Raw genomic sequence first — 15004 nt, 5'->3', positions numbered from 1 at the left:
TATCTATTGATTTTACGTTATTTGACCCAATTATCTGCCCATTCTACTGGAATTTAGCGTATAATTCGTATAATTTTTTGATTAATTTTATCAAGACTTTCATGGGTTTATTTCGACATTTTCATAAAGCGCCTTTTTGGTCGCAACTGGTTCTCGGACTCGTTGCGATTTTTGCGTTACCTGAAATTCAGGCAACAGTTGCTCGAGATGACGAACAATCTACTGTTATTAATCAATCTATTACACAGTTTGTTCAATTATCCGATGATATTGAACAACAATCTTTATTTATTGCAGAGTGCCGCCAAGTATCGCTATTTAAACCGTTACAAGCGGTAACATTTTGCGAATTTCTTACCAAATCCTACCGCTTTGACGGAGATGATAATCATCCGATTCGAGCCGGACCTTTCGCCTAATCAAAAATATTATTTGACCACGGAATATGATGTTTTCGTGTGTTAGGCGTGTTTCATAAAAATAAAATGACTAGATTAGGACAAAACAATGATTTCAAAAATTATCACTTCGATTTTCGGCTCAAGTAACGATCGTACGTTAAAACGTTTAAGAAAGCGTGTTGCTCAAATTAATAAACTTGAACCAGCATTTGAAAAATTAACTGATGAAGAATTACAAGCAAAAACGGCGGAATTTAAACAACGTTTAGCAGATGGTGCAAGCCTTGACAGCTTATTGCACGAAGCGTTTGCAACTGTACGTGAGGCAAGTCGCCGTGTGATGGGTATGCGTCATTTTGATGTGCAATTAATCGGCGGTATGGTATTAACTGGTCGTAATATCGCAGAGATGCGTACTGGTGAAGGTAAAACCTTAACCGCAACATTACCTTGTTACTTAAATGCGTTAACCGGTAAAGGCGTGCACGTTGTAACCGTGAACGATTATCTTGCACGCCGTGATGCGGAAACAAACCGTCCGTTATTTGAATTTTTGGGTTTAACTGTTGCGGTGAATATTCCGGGACTGCCTAATGAAGTCAAACGTGAAGCCTATAAAGCGGATATTACCTACTCAACTAATAGTGAGTTAGGTTTCGATTATTTACGCGATAACCTTGCACACGCAAAAGAAGATCGTTTTCAACGTGAATTACATTATGCGTTAGTGGATGAGGTGGACTCAATCTTAATTGATGAAGCACGTACGCCGTTAATTATTTCAGGCCCGGCGGAAGATGCAACGCAAATCTATCAAGCGATTGATACGATTATTCCGCATTTGATTCAGCAAGATAAAGAAGATACCGAAGAATATACTGGTGAAGGCGATTTCACCTTAGATTTGAAAAATAAACAGGCACATTTAACCGAGCGTGGTATGGTGAAAGTGGAAGGCATTTTGACCGAAATGGGCTTAATGCAAGAAGGCGAAACACTTTATCATCCGGCTCGTATCGCATTATTACATCACGTTTATGCCGCGTTACGTGCGCATAAATTATTTGAATTAGATGTAGATTACATCGTAAAAGATGGTGAGGTGGTGATTATTGACGAACATACCGGTCGTACAATGGCTGGTCGTCGTTGGTCTGACGGTTTACACCAAGCGATTGAAGCGAAAGAAAAAGTCAATATTCAAGGCGAAAACCAGACTGTTGCGTCTATTACTTACCAAAACTATTTCCGTTTATACGAAAAATTAGCTGGTATGACTGGTACAGCGGATACGGAAGCGTTTGAATTTCAACAAATTTACGGTTTGGATACAATCGTTGTTCCAACCAATAAACCGGTTATTCGTGATGACCGTACCGACTTAATGTTTAAGAGTGAGCCGGAGAAATTTGTCGCAATCATCAATGATATTAAAGACTGTATGGCTCGCCAACAACCGGTGTTAGTAGGTACGGCATCTGTTGAAAAATCAGAACTTTTATCGGCAGAATTAACCAAAGCTGGTATCGCACATAACGTATTAAATGCGAAATTCCATGCACAAGAAGCGGAAATCGTAGCGGAAGCAGGTGCACCGGGTGCAGTGACTATTGCAACCAATATGGCGGGGCGTGGTACGGATATCGTATTAGGCGGTAACTGGAAAGCGGAAGTGGCAAAGCTAGAAAATCCGACCGAAGAGCAAATCGAAGCGATTAAAGCGGCTTGGAAAGAACGTTATGACATTGTGATGAAAGCCGGTGGTTTACATATTATTGGTACTGAACGTCATGAATCTCGCCGTATCGATAATCAGTTACGTGGTCGTTCTGGTCGTCAAGGTGACCCAGGTTCATCACGTTTCTATTTATCTTTAGACGATGCGTTAATGCGTATTTACCTGAATGAAGGTAAATTAAATATGATGCGTAAAGCCTTCTCTGAAGAAGGTGAGGCGATGGAGTCTAAATTACTGACGAAAGTGATTGCTTCGGCACAAGCAAAAGTGGAAGCACATAACTTCGATGGTCGTAAAAACTTATTACAGTACGATGATGTGGCGAACGAACAACGTAAAGCGATTTACGAACAACGCAATTACTTACTTGAAACCGATGATATTTCAGCGATGATCAGCACAGTGCGTGAAGATGTGTTCAATAATGTGATTAGCCAATATATTCCACCACAATCCATTGAAGAAATGTGGGATGTCGCCGGTTTAGAAGAAGCGTTAAAACGCCAATTCGGTATGGAATTGCCTATCCAGCATTGGTTAGAGCAAGAGAATGACTTACACGAAGAAACATTGCGTGAACGCATTATTGATATTGCGAAACAAGAGTATCAAGCGAAAGAAGAAATGGTTGGCTCAGAAGTGATGCGTAACTTTGAAAAAGGCGTGATGCTCCAAAACTTAGATGAACTTTGGAAAGAACATCTTTCGGCAATGGATTATTTACGTAAAGGGATTCACTTACGTGGTTATGCACAAAAAGATCCGAAACAAGAGTATAAGAAAGAATCATTTGAAATGTTTACCAATATGCTCGATTTGTTGAAATCTAATGTAATCAGCATATTAAGTCGTATCCAAGTACGTAGCCAAGAAGAGATTGAAGAAGCACAACGTCAACAAGAGGCTATGGCACAGGCAGAAGCTGAACAGTATCGTACGGAAGATACTGAAGACGACTCTCAAGTATCTAGTGAGCTTTCAGATGAACAATTAGCTAATCTTGATATTGGACGCAACGATCCTTGCCCTTGCGGTTCAGGTAAAAAATATAAACATTGTCACGGAAGTAAAGCACGTTATTCATAGTTAACTAAAGCGGTAGGATTTTGTGAAAAATTTGCAAAATCTTACTGCTTTTAACTTATCGTAAGGAATATTTATGACAAAACCGACAATCCAAGTTTCAGCAGGTATTATCCGCAATGAATTTGGACAGATCTATTTAACCCAACGGCTTGAAGGCCAAGATTTTGCACAGGCTTTAGAGTTTCCCGGTGGTAAAGTTGCTACGGGAGAAACGCCGGAAGATGCATTAAAACGTGAATTGGAAGAAGAAATCGGGATTCACGTGTTAAGTGCGTTTCCTTATGAATCATTTCGTTTTGATTACCCAACTAAAGTAATTGAGTTTTTCTTTTATTTGGTGGAAGAATGGGTTGGTGAACCGTTTGGGCGTGAAGGTCAAGAAGGATTTTGGGTAGCACAAGCCGATTTGGATGAGAGTGAATTTCCGCCGGCAAATAGCCGTTTAATCCAACGCTTAAAATCAGAAGTTTAATAAAATGGAGCATTTCATTCGAGATGCTCTTTTTTATTGCCTAAAAATCAGCCGAAAGCAGTTACTTTTGTATAAAATTTTGCAAAAGTAACTTGAAAGAGAAGAATTTGCCCCAATCTTGTTTAACGTTGCACACAATTCTGTGGGCGAAATTTTTTACAGACAGCTAATAATAGAAGGAAACAGACAATGACTCTTCGTCCATTACACGATAAAGTAATTTTAAAACGTGAAGAAGTAGAAACTCGTTCAGCAGGCGGTATCGTTTTAACCGGTTCGGCAGCAACTAAATCTACTCGTGGTAAAGTAATTGCAGTGGGTACAGGTCGTTTATTAGAAAATGGTTCTGTGCAAGCATTAGCGGTAAAAGTAGGTGATGTCGTAATTTTCAATGAAGGTTATGGTGTGAAATCAGAAAAAATTGACGGTGAAGAAGTGTTAATTCTTTCTGAAAACGATATTTTAGCAATCGTAGAGTAGTGATAAGCGATTAGTTTTCACTGATTTTTTGCAAATCGAATAAATAATTTATAGGAAGACAAAATGGCAGCAAAAGATGTTAAATTCGGTAATGACGCACGTGTAAAAATGTTAAAAGGCGTGAATATTTTAGCGGATGCGGTAAAAGTAACTTTAGGTCCTAAAGGTCGTAACGTTGTGTTAGATAAAGCGTACGGTGCACCGACGATTACTAAAGACGGTGTGTCGGTTGCACGTGAGATCGAATTAGAAGATAAATTCGAAAATATGGGCGCACAAATGGTAAAAGAAGTGGCGTCAAAAGCAAACGATGCAGCCGGTGATGGTACGACAACGGCAACAGTACTTGCTCAAGCAATCGTAAACGAAGGCTTAAAAGCAGTAGCGGCAGGTATGAACCCGATGGATTTAAAACGTGGTATTGATAAAGCAGTTGTTGCTGTAGTGGAAGAATTAAAAGCGATTTCTAAACCGTGTGAAACTTCAAAAGAGATTGAGCAAGTCGGTACTATTTCTGCTAACTCTGATGAAACCGTGGGTAAATTAATTGCACAAGCAATGGAAAAAGTGGGTAAAGAAGGTGTTATCACTGTCGAAGACGGTACAGGTTTAGATGATGCGTTAGATGTGGTAGAAGGTATGCAATTTGATCGTGGTTACCTATCTCCCTACTTTATCAACAAACCGGAAGCGGGTACGGTTGAATTAGACAACCCATATATTATTTTAGTGGATAAAAAAATCAGCAATATTCGTGAAATTTTACCGGTATTAGAAGCGGTAGCGAAAGCTGGTAAACCGTTATTAATCGTAGCGGAAGATATCGAAGGCGAAGCGTTAGCAACATTAGTTGTAAATACAATGCGTGGTATCGTGAAAGTGGCTGCGGTAAAAGCACCGGGCTTTGGCGATCGTCGTAAAGCAATGTTACAAGATATCGCAATTTTAACCGCAGGTACTGTGATTTCAGAAGAAATCGGTATGGAACTTGAGAAAGCGACACTTGAAGAATTAGGTCAAGCAAAACGTGTTGTGATCACCAAAGACAATACAACGATTATTGACGGTATCGGTGACGAAGCGCAAATCAAAGCACGTGTAGCACAAATTCGCCAACAAATTGAAGATTCAACCTCTGATTACGACAAAGAGAAACTTCAAGAACGTGTTGCAAAATTAGCCGGCGGTGTTGCGGTTATTAAAGTTGGTGCAGCAACCGAAGTGGCGATGAAAGAGAAAAAAGATCGTGTGGATGATGCATTGCATGCAACTCGTGCGGCAGTTGAAGAAGGTATCGTACCAGGGGCGGTGTTGCATTAGTGCGTGCGGCTTCTAAAGTGGCTGAAACATTAAAAGGCGATAACGAAGAACAAAATGTTGGTATCAAACTTGCACTTCGTGCGATGGAAGCACCACTTCGCCAAATTGTGACTAACGCAGGTGAAGAAGCATCAGTAGTTGCACGTAATGTAAAAGACGGTAATGGTAACTATGGTTACAATGCTGGTACGGAACAATACGGTGATATGCTTGAGATGGGTATCTTAGATCCAACTAAAGTAACTCGTTCAGCATTACAATTCGCAGCATCTATCGCAGGTTTAATGATCACGACAGAATGTATGATCACGGATTTACCGAAAGATGAAAAATTAGATCCGGCAGCTGCAATGGGCGGCATGGGGGGTATGGGCGGAATGATGTAATTTATCCCCCATTATTTGATATATAAAAATCCTCTAGGAAAATGTCCTAGAGGATTTTTTGTATCTGATTAGCGGTTAAATTTGTCGATTTTTCTGCAATAAAAAACCGAGCAATTTAGCTCGGTTAATATCTAGTTAATGTTTTTGCTTTAATGTATTTAATGCGGTCAAACCTTTATCACAACTTTTCTCTTGCATGACTGTTTCCATTCTTAGGATTTGTTCTTTTGTTAGCGATAGCTTATTTTTCATTTTTTGTACTTGGGTATGAGTACCAGGTTGTCTTTCTGCATCGGAAACTAATTTATGTGCCACATTAAACATTTTTTGGCATTGAGAAGGCAGAGCTTTGCTCACAGTAGGTTTTGCCATAGAAAGTGAAGAAGTTTTCATACCTGCTAATGCATTATATGATGTAAAAATGAATAATACACCAGCAAAAGTTGAAATAAGAACTTTGTTTAACATTATGGTTTTACCTTTTATTACTATAGTTGATAACTATTATTTATACAGTGAATATATTTCTTTGATTATATCAAATAGAAAATAAATGTCATTAGCAAATTAAGAATAATTAGGCTATGTAGTGTTTTATTTTTTGATTTTAATCAAAGATTTTTAGCAAACAAATTTTTTTACGAGAGAAAAAAGTATTTTCTTATCAATTAGTTATTTAATAAAAAGAAAAAAAATTGTGAGAAAAATATGAATAAATGTAATAGTTTTTTAAACTTTTATCTGAAATGTGAGCAATGTAACAAATTGACTATTTTTAATTTTCAAATTTAAGGTTAAAATAGAAAATGAATTCTAAAAAATAGAATACCTTATTAGGGTTAGGTGTTTGTTTTAGGTCAAAATTCTGTTGGGTGATTATTTGTTTTACAAATAATCGAAATGATTATTTATTACACTTTATAAGAGGTTTGAGATGTTAGACGTTGTTGAACTCTCGCGATTGCAGTTTGCTTTAACTGCTCTCTATCACTTCTTATTCGTGCCGTTAACATTAGGTCTTTCTTTTGTACTTGTAGTCATGGAAACTCTTTATGTAACGACAGGAAAAGAAGTTTATAAAGATATGACTAAATTCTGGGGTAAGTTATTTGGTATTAACTTTGCTCTAGGCGTAACAACTGGTATTACAATGGAATTCCAGTTTGGTATGAACTGGTCATATTATTCTCACTATGTGGGTGATATCTTTGGTGCTCCATTAGCGATTGAAGGCTTAATGGCGTTCTTCTTAGAGTCAACTTTCATTGGTTTGTTCTTCTTCGGTTGGGATCGTTTATCAAAAGGTAAACACTTACTTGCGACTTATGCAGTTGCATTTGGTTCTAACTTCTCTGCATTGTGGATTCTTGTTGCAAATGGCTGGATGCAGAATCCAGTTGGTTCTGAATTTAATTTCGAAACAATGAGAATGGAACTGGTAAGTTTCTCTGATCTCGTATTAAACCCAGTAACACAATCTAAATTCTTACATACGGTAACAGCTGGTTATACTTGTGGTGCGGTATTTGTATTAGGTATTAGTGCTTACTATATTTTAAAAGGTCAGGATCTCGGTTTTGCAAAACGTTCATTCTCTGTAGGTGCAAGTTTCGGGTTAATGGCAATTCTTGCCGTATTAATTATGGGTGATGAATCTGGTTACGAAATTGGTAAAGCACAACCGACCAAATTAGCTGCAATGGAAGGTGAGTTTGAAACACAACCGGCTCCGGCGGCATGGAATGCGTTTGTAATTCCAAATACGGCTGAAATGAAAAATGAATTTTCAATTCATATTCCATATATGGCGGGTATTATTGCAACACGTTCTTTTGATACTGAAATTAAAGGTTTAAAAGATATTCGTGTAATCAATGAACAACGTGTTCGTACCGGTATTCAAGCATATGCGTTACTTGAGAAATTACGTACCGGTAACTATACTGCAGAAGAAAAAGAAGCATTTAAAGCGGTCCAAAAAGATTTAGGTTTTGGTTTATTACTGAAACAATATACGCCTAATGTAGTTGATGCGACTGAAGAACAAATCCAAAAAGCGGCAGCAAGCACCATTCCTAATGTGGGGCCTACCTTTTGGGCATTCCGTGCGATGATGGCTTCCGGTGGTTTAATGCTTCTCTTAATCGGTTTTGCATTCTTCCAAAATGTACGTGGTACAGTAGGTAAAAACCGTTTATTCTTAAGAGCAATGTTGTGGGGTATTCCTCTTCCATGGATTGCAATTGAGTCAGGTTGGTTCCTAGCTGAATACGGACGTCAACCTTGGGCAATTTATGAAATGTTGCCAACAGGCGTGTCTAATTCTGCATTGACTACAACAGACCTTTGGATTTCTATTGGTTTATTATGTGGGTTATACACATTATTCCTTGTAGTTGAAATGTACTTAATGTTTAAATACGGTAAATTGGGACCGAGTGCATTAAAAACAGGTCGTTACCATTTTGAACAGTCTGCGAAATAATAGGAGTTAACAATGATCGATTATGAAATTCTCCGCTTTATTTGGTGGATTCTAATTGTCGTATTGCTGATCGGTTTTGCAATTACAGACGGTTTTGATATGGGCGTATTAACTTTACTTCCTGTAATTGGTAAAAGTAATGTTGAACGTCGAGTGATGATTAATACCATTGCTCCGCATTGGGATGGTAACCAAGTATGGTTATTAACTGCAGGTGGTGCAATTTTTGCTGCATGGCCGACGGTTTATGCAACATCATTCTCCGGTTTCTATTTAGCGATGATTCTTGTCTTGGCGGCACTATTTTTCCGTCCGGTAGGTTTTGAATATCGTGCTAAAATAGATAGCCCGAAATGGCGTAATGCTTGGGACTGGGGATTATTTATCGGTGGTTTTGTTCCGTCATTAATTTTTGGTGTAGCATTCGGTAATTTATTACAAGGCGTACCATTCGAATTTAATAACCTTAACCAAGTAGTATATACAGGTTCGTTCTTTGGTTTATTAAATCCGTTCGCATTATTATGTGGCGTAGTTAGCTTAATGCTGTTAACGACACAAGGTGCGACTTGGTTACAGATGAAAACGATGGGTGATTTACGTAATCGTGCGAGAGCAACAGCACAAGTTACTTCTGCAATTGTATTAGTTGCATTTGTATTAGCTGGTGTTTGGTTATCATTTAAAGACGGTTTTGTTATCACAAGTAATTTAGACCACAATGCACAATCATTTTTAACACATAAAACTGTGGCAGTTGAAAGTGCAGCATGGTTTAGAAATTTTGCTGAAATGCCGGTATTATGGGTTGTGCCTGCATTAGCGGTATTAGGTGCATTATTGACGATTATCTCATCTAAAGCGAATCGTTCTGGTTTAGCATTTTTCTCATCATCAATTATGATTGTAGGTGTGATTGTAACTGCGGCAGTATCTATGTTCCCATTCATTATGCCGTCAATTTCTCATCCTGAAATGAGCTTAACGGTTTGGGATTCAACTGCAAGTCAATATACATTAACAGTAATGTTAGTTGTTGCGTGTATCTTTGTGCCTTTAGTATTAGCATACACTACTTGGTCATACATCAAAATGTATGGTCGCTTAGATGCTAAATACTTAGAAGATAACAAAGCAAGTGCATACTAAGGAGATAAACAGATGTTTTATGTAACTTGGGTATTAGGCGTTTTACTTGCTATTCTTTTTGCAACGGTAATTACTGTTAGCATTGAGAAAACAGGCAAATTTGACGAATAGGATTATAGTGAATGATTCATTCGCTCTATAATTTAACAGGGAAGGGCTGGCTAAAAGCCCTTTCTTTTATCTTAGCCAGTATAATGTTTGCAATGATTTTGATAAATTCAAATCTATTTGCACAAAATTTTGGTGGAAAAAACTTATATAGATCTATATTTACTTTTTATGGAATGGCAATATTGTGGATTCATGGTATTGGTTTTGAGATAAAAAGTAGTATTTGGAAAACAGTTTTTTTACCTCTAGTAGGATATATAATTATCTTAATCTCATTAATTTATTTAGTCTTTTTAAAAATAGCGTAGGCTTTATAGGTTTACGCTATTTTTCTTATTATTTTATCTAAAAAAATATTTTCATTTCCCTATTGCACAACCATTTTTCTCTCTCTAAAATAGCAAGCAATTTACGCCTAATTTTTGGGCGTTTTTATTTTGGCGAATATTTGGAATAACAATGGATTTCCCAATCAGAGTGTATTATGAAGATACAGATGCCGGTGGCGTGGTATATCATGCTAATTACATCTGTTTTTTTGAGCGTGCACGAACAGAATTTTTACGTCATATCGGTTTTTCTCAACAAGAACTACTTAAGCAATCTTTTGCATTTGTAGTGAAGACAATTGAGATTGATTATAAAATACCTGCTCGCCTTGATGATTTCCTTTGTGTTAAAACCAACATAATTGAATTAAAAAAAGCAACGATTATTTTTCAGCAACAGTTATGGAGAGATGATATTTGCCTTTGTTCTGCAATAGTCACTGTTGCTAGTGTTGATTTAACCAAAATGAAGCCTGTAGCCATACCTGTTGATATTCGACAAAGACTACAAACCTTTTAATTTTATCAAATTATTTATTCGGAGTTTTACTAAATGGAAACTGAATTTAACCTTGTTTCGCTGTTCATGCAGGCAAGTATTGTTGTTAAGATTGTTATTTTAATCTTAATCACGTTCTCTATTTTATCTTGGGCTGTCATTATTCAGCGTAGTAGAGTTTTAACCGCTGCTAAGAAAGAAGCACTAGCATTTGAGAATAAATTTTGGTCTGGAGAAGATTTGCATCGTTTACATGAAGGATTAGAGAATCGTCGTGATGCATTAAGTGGATCAGAACAAATTTTCTATGCTGGATTTAAAGAATATATGCGTTTACAACAAGTAAATTCAGATGCACCTGAAGCGACAATGAAAGGTTCTAGTCGTGCAATGAATTTAGCGCTAAACCGTGAAATTGAGAATCTAGAAAGTTACATTCCATTTTTAGGTACGGTAGGTTCAATTAGTCCTTATATCGGTTTATTTGGTACGGTATGGGGTATTATGCACTCGTTTATGGGATTAAGTGCGGTGAAACAAGCAACTTTACAATCGGTGGCTCCGGGTATTGCAGAAGCATTAATTGCAACGGCAATCGGTCTATTTGCTGCAATTCCGGCTGTAATGGCGTATAACCGTTTGAATCTACGAGTAAATAAATTAGAGCAGGGCTATGCAAACTTTATTGACGAGTTTACAACAATTTTACATCGTCAGGCATTTTCTAAAAAATAGCAGTGTATTGGCTTTTTAAAAATTCATTTGGGGATCCGACCGCTTGTTGAATGTTCGGATCTTTTAATATATTAATGTATAAGAGGAAAATATGTCTTACCGTCGTAAACGTAATGACATTAAATCTGAAATCAATATCGTTCCATTTTTGGACGTATTGCTTGTATTATTGCTTATCTTTATGGCAACTGCCCCAGTAATTAGCCAAAGTGTTGAGGTAAATTTACCTGAAGATAAACATAGTCAATCAGTATCTAATGAAGATAAGACCCCCGTAATTTTACAAGTTGCAGGAGTCGGTTTATATAAATTAAAAGTGGATGGTAATTTTATCCAAGGTAGCAGTGGTCAGGAAGAGCTTGCGGAGCAAGAAGTTGTGGCTTATGCAGGAGAAGCGTTCCAAAAAGATCCTAATACATTATTTCTTGTAGCAGCGGAGAAAGAAATTCCTTATGAAGAGGTCATCAAAGGGATTGTGCTTTTAAAAGATGCGGGGATTAAAAACGCTGGTTTAATGACCCAAGGCAAATAAAATAATAAAGCAAGGATAACGTGTGAGAGCTAAAAACGACAGATTGGAACTGGCTGTTATAGTTTCAATCCTATTACATGCATTGTTAATCGGATTGCTTCTACTCGGTTCGCTTTTTACTAAAACAACTCTAGAAGAATCTGCCGGCGGTAACGGTGGTAGTGGAGAAGAGTTTGAAGCCGTAATGGTTGATACAGGGCAGGTTGCTGCTGAGTATGGTCGTTTAAAATCCGATAAAAAAGGCAGTGCTAAACCAAAGGTAGAGGAGAAAGAAGAACCAAAACCTGAGGAAGAAGAGCCAGAAGAGCCGTCAACGCCCGAAGATATTGCTGTAGAAAAGGCAAAAGAACGAGCGTTAGAGCAACAGCGTATTGCTATGATTGAAGAAAAGAAACAACAAGAAGAGCAACGCAAAGAGCAGCAACGACAAAAACTTGAAGAGCAGAAGAAACTTGAACTTGCGAAACAAGAACAGCTTAAGAAAGAGCAATTAAAGCAGGAACAATTAAAAAAAGAGCAACTTGAAGAAGCCACGCGTAAAAATGCAGCAGAAGCTGCGCGTTTGAGAGCTGAGGCTGAAGCGAAAAATTTAGAAGCAGCTGCGAAGCAAGCTGAAGAAGAGCGTAAGGCTAAAGAAGCTCAGAAAGCTGAACAACAGAAGAAATTAGAAGAGCAGCAGAAAAAAGCAGAAGCTAAGGCTAAAGCTGCAGAGGAAGCTAAAGCAAAAGCGGTAGCAGAGGCTAAGGCTAAAGCTGCAGAGGAAGCTAAAGAAAAAGCGGTAGCCGAGGCTAAGGCTAAAGCAGCTGCGGAAGCTAAAGCAAAAGCGGCAGCAGAGGCTAAAGCCAAAGCAGATGCGGAAGCTAAAGCAAAAGCGGCAGCAGAGGCTAAAGCCAAAGCAGATGCGGAAGCTAAAGCAAAAGTGGCAGCAGAAGCTAAGGCTAAAGCAGCAGCGGATGCTAAGGCAAAAGCGGCTCAGCAAGCAAAAAATAATAAAGCTTTAGATGACTTCCTTAGTGGTGGCGATATTGGTGGTGGTATGAGTGGCGGAGGCAATAAAAACTCTGCTGGTTCACAAGGAAACGGTAATGGCAAAGGTATCGGAAACGGGAAAGGTGTTGCTGATACGGGGTATGCTCAGTTAATTAAGAAAAAATTAGCCCGTACTTACCGTGTAGATCCGACTTTTAGTGGACGTGAATGTCAAGTGAAGATCTTTATTGATCCGGCCGGTAACATTACAAATCATCAAGTATTATCTGGTCCTGATGATATTTGTCGAGCAGCGGTAACTGCAGTTACTTCTGCAAGAAATGTTCCAAGAGCACCAAATGAGGAGACTTATAACAAATATAAATCTCCGATTATTAAGTTTGGTTTGAAAGTTCTATAATAACCTAGAGGTTTAAGATGAAATTAAAATCTCGTTTAACGAGTATAATTGGTGTATTTACATTAGCTTTTAGTCATTTTGCATTGGCTGATTCTGATGTTGTTATTTCAGTTGATGAAGGTGTTAGTATGGCTCAACCTATTGCTGTTGTGCCGTTTAAAGCTAATGGTGGAGTGCCTGCGGATGTAGGACAAATTGTTGCTGACGATTTACGTAATAGTGGTAAATTTACACCGGTAGAAAGAGCAAAATTACCTGCTCAACCAGGTTCTGCAGCAGAGGTAAATTCTCAGCAATGGACTGATATTGGCGTTGATACAATTGTTGTGGGCCAAGTGACGCCGACTGGTGGTGGTTATAATGTTGCTTATCAGCTAGTTGATACATTAAGTAATCCGGCTGCTGTATTAGCTCAAGGTTCATTTAATGTGCCGGCCGCTCAAATTCGTCAAGGCGCACATACGGTAAGTGACCAAGTATTTGAGAAAATCACTCAAATTCGAGGTGCTTTTAGAACAAAAATTGCTTATGTGGTACAACGTGGTGTATCATCATATGAATTAAGAGTTTCAGATTATGATGGTTATAATGCATTTACTGTAGCAAAAAGTAAAGAGCCATTAATGTCGCCGGAATGGTCACCTGAAGGTGGTAAATTAGCGTATGTAACTTTTGAGAATAAAAAGGCTCAAGTAGTTGTACATGATCTTCGTTCAGGTTCTCGTCGAGTGGTTGCGGCATTAAAAGGTCATAATGGCGCACCTGCATTTTCTCCGGACGGCTCGCGTATTGCATTTGCTTCAAACCAAGACGGTGAGTTAAATATTTATGTTGTGGGTGCTGGCGGTGGTTCTCCATCAAAACTAACTGCAAATGCAGGTAATAATACAGAGCCAAGTTGGTCTCCTGATGGAAGCACAATTTACTTCACATCAGACCGTGCAGGTTCTCCGCAAGTATATAGAATGAGTTCATCAGGTGGTGGTGTTAGCCCAATGGGCGGTAGCGGTAGTTATAATGCTAAAGTATCATCTGATGGTAAGAATTTAATCATGATTGCCGGTGATAAAGTTGTGAAACGTGATCTCGCTTCAGGTGGCACAGAAGTATTGAGTTCAACGTTTTTAGACGAAAGTCCGAGCATTTCACCAAATGGTATTATGGTTATTTATAGCTCTACCAAAGGTACGAGTAAAGTGCTACAATTGGTGTCCGCAGATGGCCGTTTTAAAGCTAACTTGCCGGGAGCAGGTGGTCAATTTAAATTCCCTGCTTGGTCACCGTATTTGACAAAATAAAATAAAATTCTTTTTAGGAGCAACAAATGAAAAAACTAGCTAAAGTGTTAATGATCGCGGCACCAGCTTTCGTATTAGCGGCTTGCAGCAGCTCATCAGACAATGCAAACGCTAACGCAAATGGTGCAAATGGCGCAGCAGCAGGTCAATTTGGCGGCATGTCAGCACAAGATTTACAAACTCGTTACAACACTGTGTACTTCGGTTTCGATAGCTATGCAGTTGAAGGCGAATATCAACAACTTTTAGATGCACACGCTGCATATTTAACATCTTCAAACGGTAAAGTAACCGTTGCTGGTCACGCTGACGAACGTGGTACTCCAGAGTACAACATCGCATTAGGCCAACGTCGTGCAGATGCAGTTAAAAACTACTTAGCAACTAAAGGTGCTAACCAAGTTTCAACTGTTTCTTACGGTGAAGAAAAACCAGCAGTGTTAGGTCATTCTGAATCTGACTACGCGAAAAACCGTCGTGCAGTATTAGAATACTAATTTGTATTTAGTTACTGAATAGACAAATAAAGCCCTGATTGTTCAGGGCTTTATTTATTTGCAAGCGGTTAAATTTTTTTATGTTTTTGCAAAACT

General features: G+C 38.3%; 15 protein-coding genes and 1 pseudogene. 15 read left to right on the top strand and 1 reads right to left on the bottom strand.

All coding sequences use genetic code 11. From position 1 onward, the window contains the following. Nucleotides 1-101: 101 nt before the first annotated feature. The 5 genes and pseudogenes from secM (at nt 102) to groL (ending at nt 5883) form a co-directional block, all read left to right on the top strand. Entirely contained in the window at nt 102-419 is a 318-nt protein-coding gene (gene secM / locus NYR60_RS03880; RefSeq protein ID WP_279467829.1) for a secA translation cis-regulator SecM, read from the top strand. Between the two features lie 88 nt (nt 420-507). After that, nucleotides 508-3225: a preprotein translocase subunit SecA gene (secA, locus tag NYR60_RS03875; protein WP_279467828.1), complete on the top strand. Its 2718-nt coding sequence runs from the start codon at nt 508-510 to the stop codon at nt 3223-3225. 73 nt (nt 3226-3298) lie between these two features. After that, entirely contained in the window at nt 3299-3697 is a 399-nt protein-coding gene (gene mutT / locus NYR60_RS03870) for an 8-oxo-dGTP diphosphatase MutT (RefSeq protein WP_279467827.1), read from the top strand. A gap of 189 nt (nt 3698-3886) precedes the next feature. Then, entirely contained in the window at nt 3887-4177 is a 291-nt protein-coding gene (locus tag NYR60_RS03865; protein ID WP_005597793.1) for a co-chaperone GroES, read from the top strand. Between the two features lie 63 nt (nt 4178-4240). Next, nucleotides 4241-5883 (top strand): annotated as a pseudogene (groL, locus tag NYR60_RS03860) (chaperonin GroEL). A gap of 135 nt (nt 5884-6018) precedes the next feature. Here the strand turns inward: groL and NYR60_RS03855 are convergent. Continuing rightward, nucleotides 6019-6351, bottom strand: coding sequence for a DUF5339 domain-containing protein (locus tag NYR60_RS03855; RefSeq protein ID WP_279467826.1), 333 nt, complete (start codon nt 6349-6351; stop codon nt 6019-6021). Nucleotides 6352-6817: 466 nt separating this feature from the next. Here NYR60_RS03855 and NYR60_RS03850 point away from each other — a divergent pair, with 466 nt between their 5' ends. The 10 genes from NYR60_RS03850 (at nt 6818) to pal (ending at nt 14908) form a co-directional block, all read left to right on the top strand. Beyond that, nucleotides 6818-8368 carry a cytochrome ubiquinol oxidase subunit I gene (locus NYR60_RS03850; RefSeq protein ID WP_279467825.1) on the top strand — a complete coding sequence of 517 codons (1551 nt, stop codon included), beginning with the start codon at nt 6818-6820 and terminating at the stop codon, nt 8366-8368. Nucleotides 8369-8380: 12 nt separating this feature from the next. Then, nucleotides 8381-9517, top strand: a complete 1137-nt coding sequence (gene cydB / locus NYR60_RS03845; RefSeq protein ID WP_279467824.1) for a cytochrome d ubiquinol oxidase subunit II — start codon at nt 8381-8383, stop codon at nt 9515-9517. A 12-nt stretch (nt 9518-9529) separates the two neighbouring features. Further along, the gene (locus NYR60_RS03840; protein WP_005619000.1) at nt 9530-9628 is read left to right on the top strand and encodes a CydX/CbdX family cytochrome bd oxidase small subunit; all 99 of its coding nucleotides are present in this window, start codon (nt 9530-9532) and stop codon (nt 9626-9628) included. A gap of 11 nt (nt 9629-9639) precedes the next feature. Continuing rightward, on the top strand, nt 9640-9936 hold the full coding sequence (ybgE, locus tag NYR60_RS03835) for a cyd operon protein YbgE (RefSeq protein ID WP_279467823.1): 297 nt from the start codon (nt 9640-9642) through the stop codon (nt 9934-9936). Nucleotides 9937-10087: 151 nt separating this feature from the next. After that, the gene (gene ybgC / locus NYR60_RS03830) at nt 10088-10477 is read left to right on the top strand and encodes a tol-pal system-associated acyl-CoA thioesterase (RefSeq protein WP_279467822.1); all 390 of its coding nucleotides are present in this window, start codon (nt 10088-10090) and stop codon (nt 10475-10477) included. Nucleotides 10478-10510: 33 nt separating this feature from the next. Then, on the top strand, nt 10511-11191 hold the full coding sequence (gene tolQ, locus NYR60_RS03825) for a protein TolQ (RefSeq protein WP_279467821.1): 681 nt from the start codon (nt 10511-10513) through the stop codon (nt 11189-11191). Nucleotides 11192-11282: 91 nt separating this feature from the next. Continuing rightward, entirely contained in the window at nt 11283-11723 is a 441-nt protein-coding gene (tolR, locus tag NYR60_RS03820) for a colicin uptake protein TolR (RefSeq protein WP_279467820.1), read from the top strand. A 22-nt stretch (nt 11724-11745) separates the two neighbouring features. Continuing rightward, nucleotides 11746-13113: a cell envelope integrity protein TolA gene (tolA, locus tag NYR60_RS03815; protein WP_279467819.1), complete on the top strand. Its 1368-nt coding sequence runs from the start codon at nt 11746-11748 to the stop codon at nt 13111-13113. Nucleotides 13114-13130: 17 nt separating this feature from the next. Further along, nucleotides 13131-14411 carry a Tol-Pal system beta propeller repeat protein TolB gene (gene tolB, locus NYR60_RS03810; protein ID WP_279467818.1) on the top strand — a complete coding sequence of 427 codons (1281 nt, stop codon included), beginning with the start codon at nt 13131-13133 and terminating at the stop codon, nt 14409-14411. A 26-nt stretch (nt 14412-14437) separates the two neighbouring features. Then, nucleotides 14438-14908 (top strand): peptidoglycan-associated lipoprotein Pal, encoded by a 471-nt coding sequence (gene pal, locus NYR60_RS03805; protein WP_279467817.1) that lies wholly within the window; start codon nt 14438-14440, stop codon nt 14906-14908. Nucleotides 14909-15004 lie beyond the last annotated feature (96 nt).

The sequence above is a fragment of the Actinobacillus genomosp. 2 genome, from assembly GCF_029773605.1.
Lineage (GTDB): Bacteria > Pseudomonadota > Gammaproteobacteria > Enterobacterales > Pasteurellaceae > Actinobacillus.
This window is presented reverse-complemented; position numbering and strand designations above follow the sequence as displayed.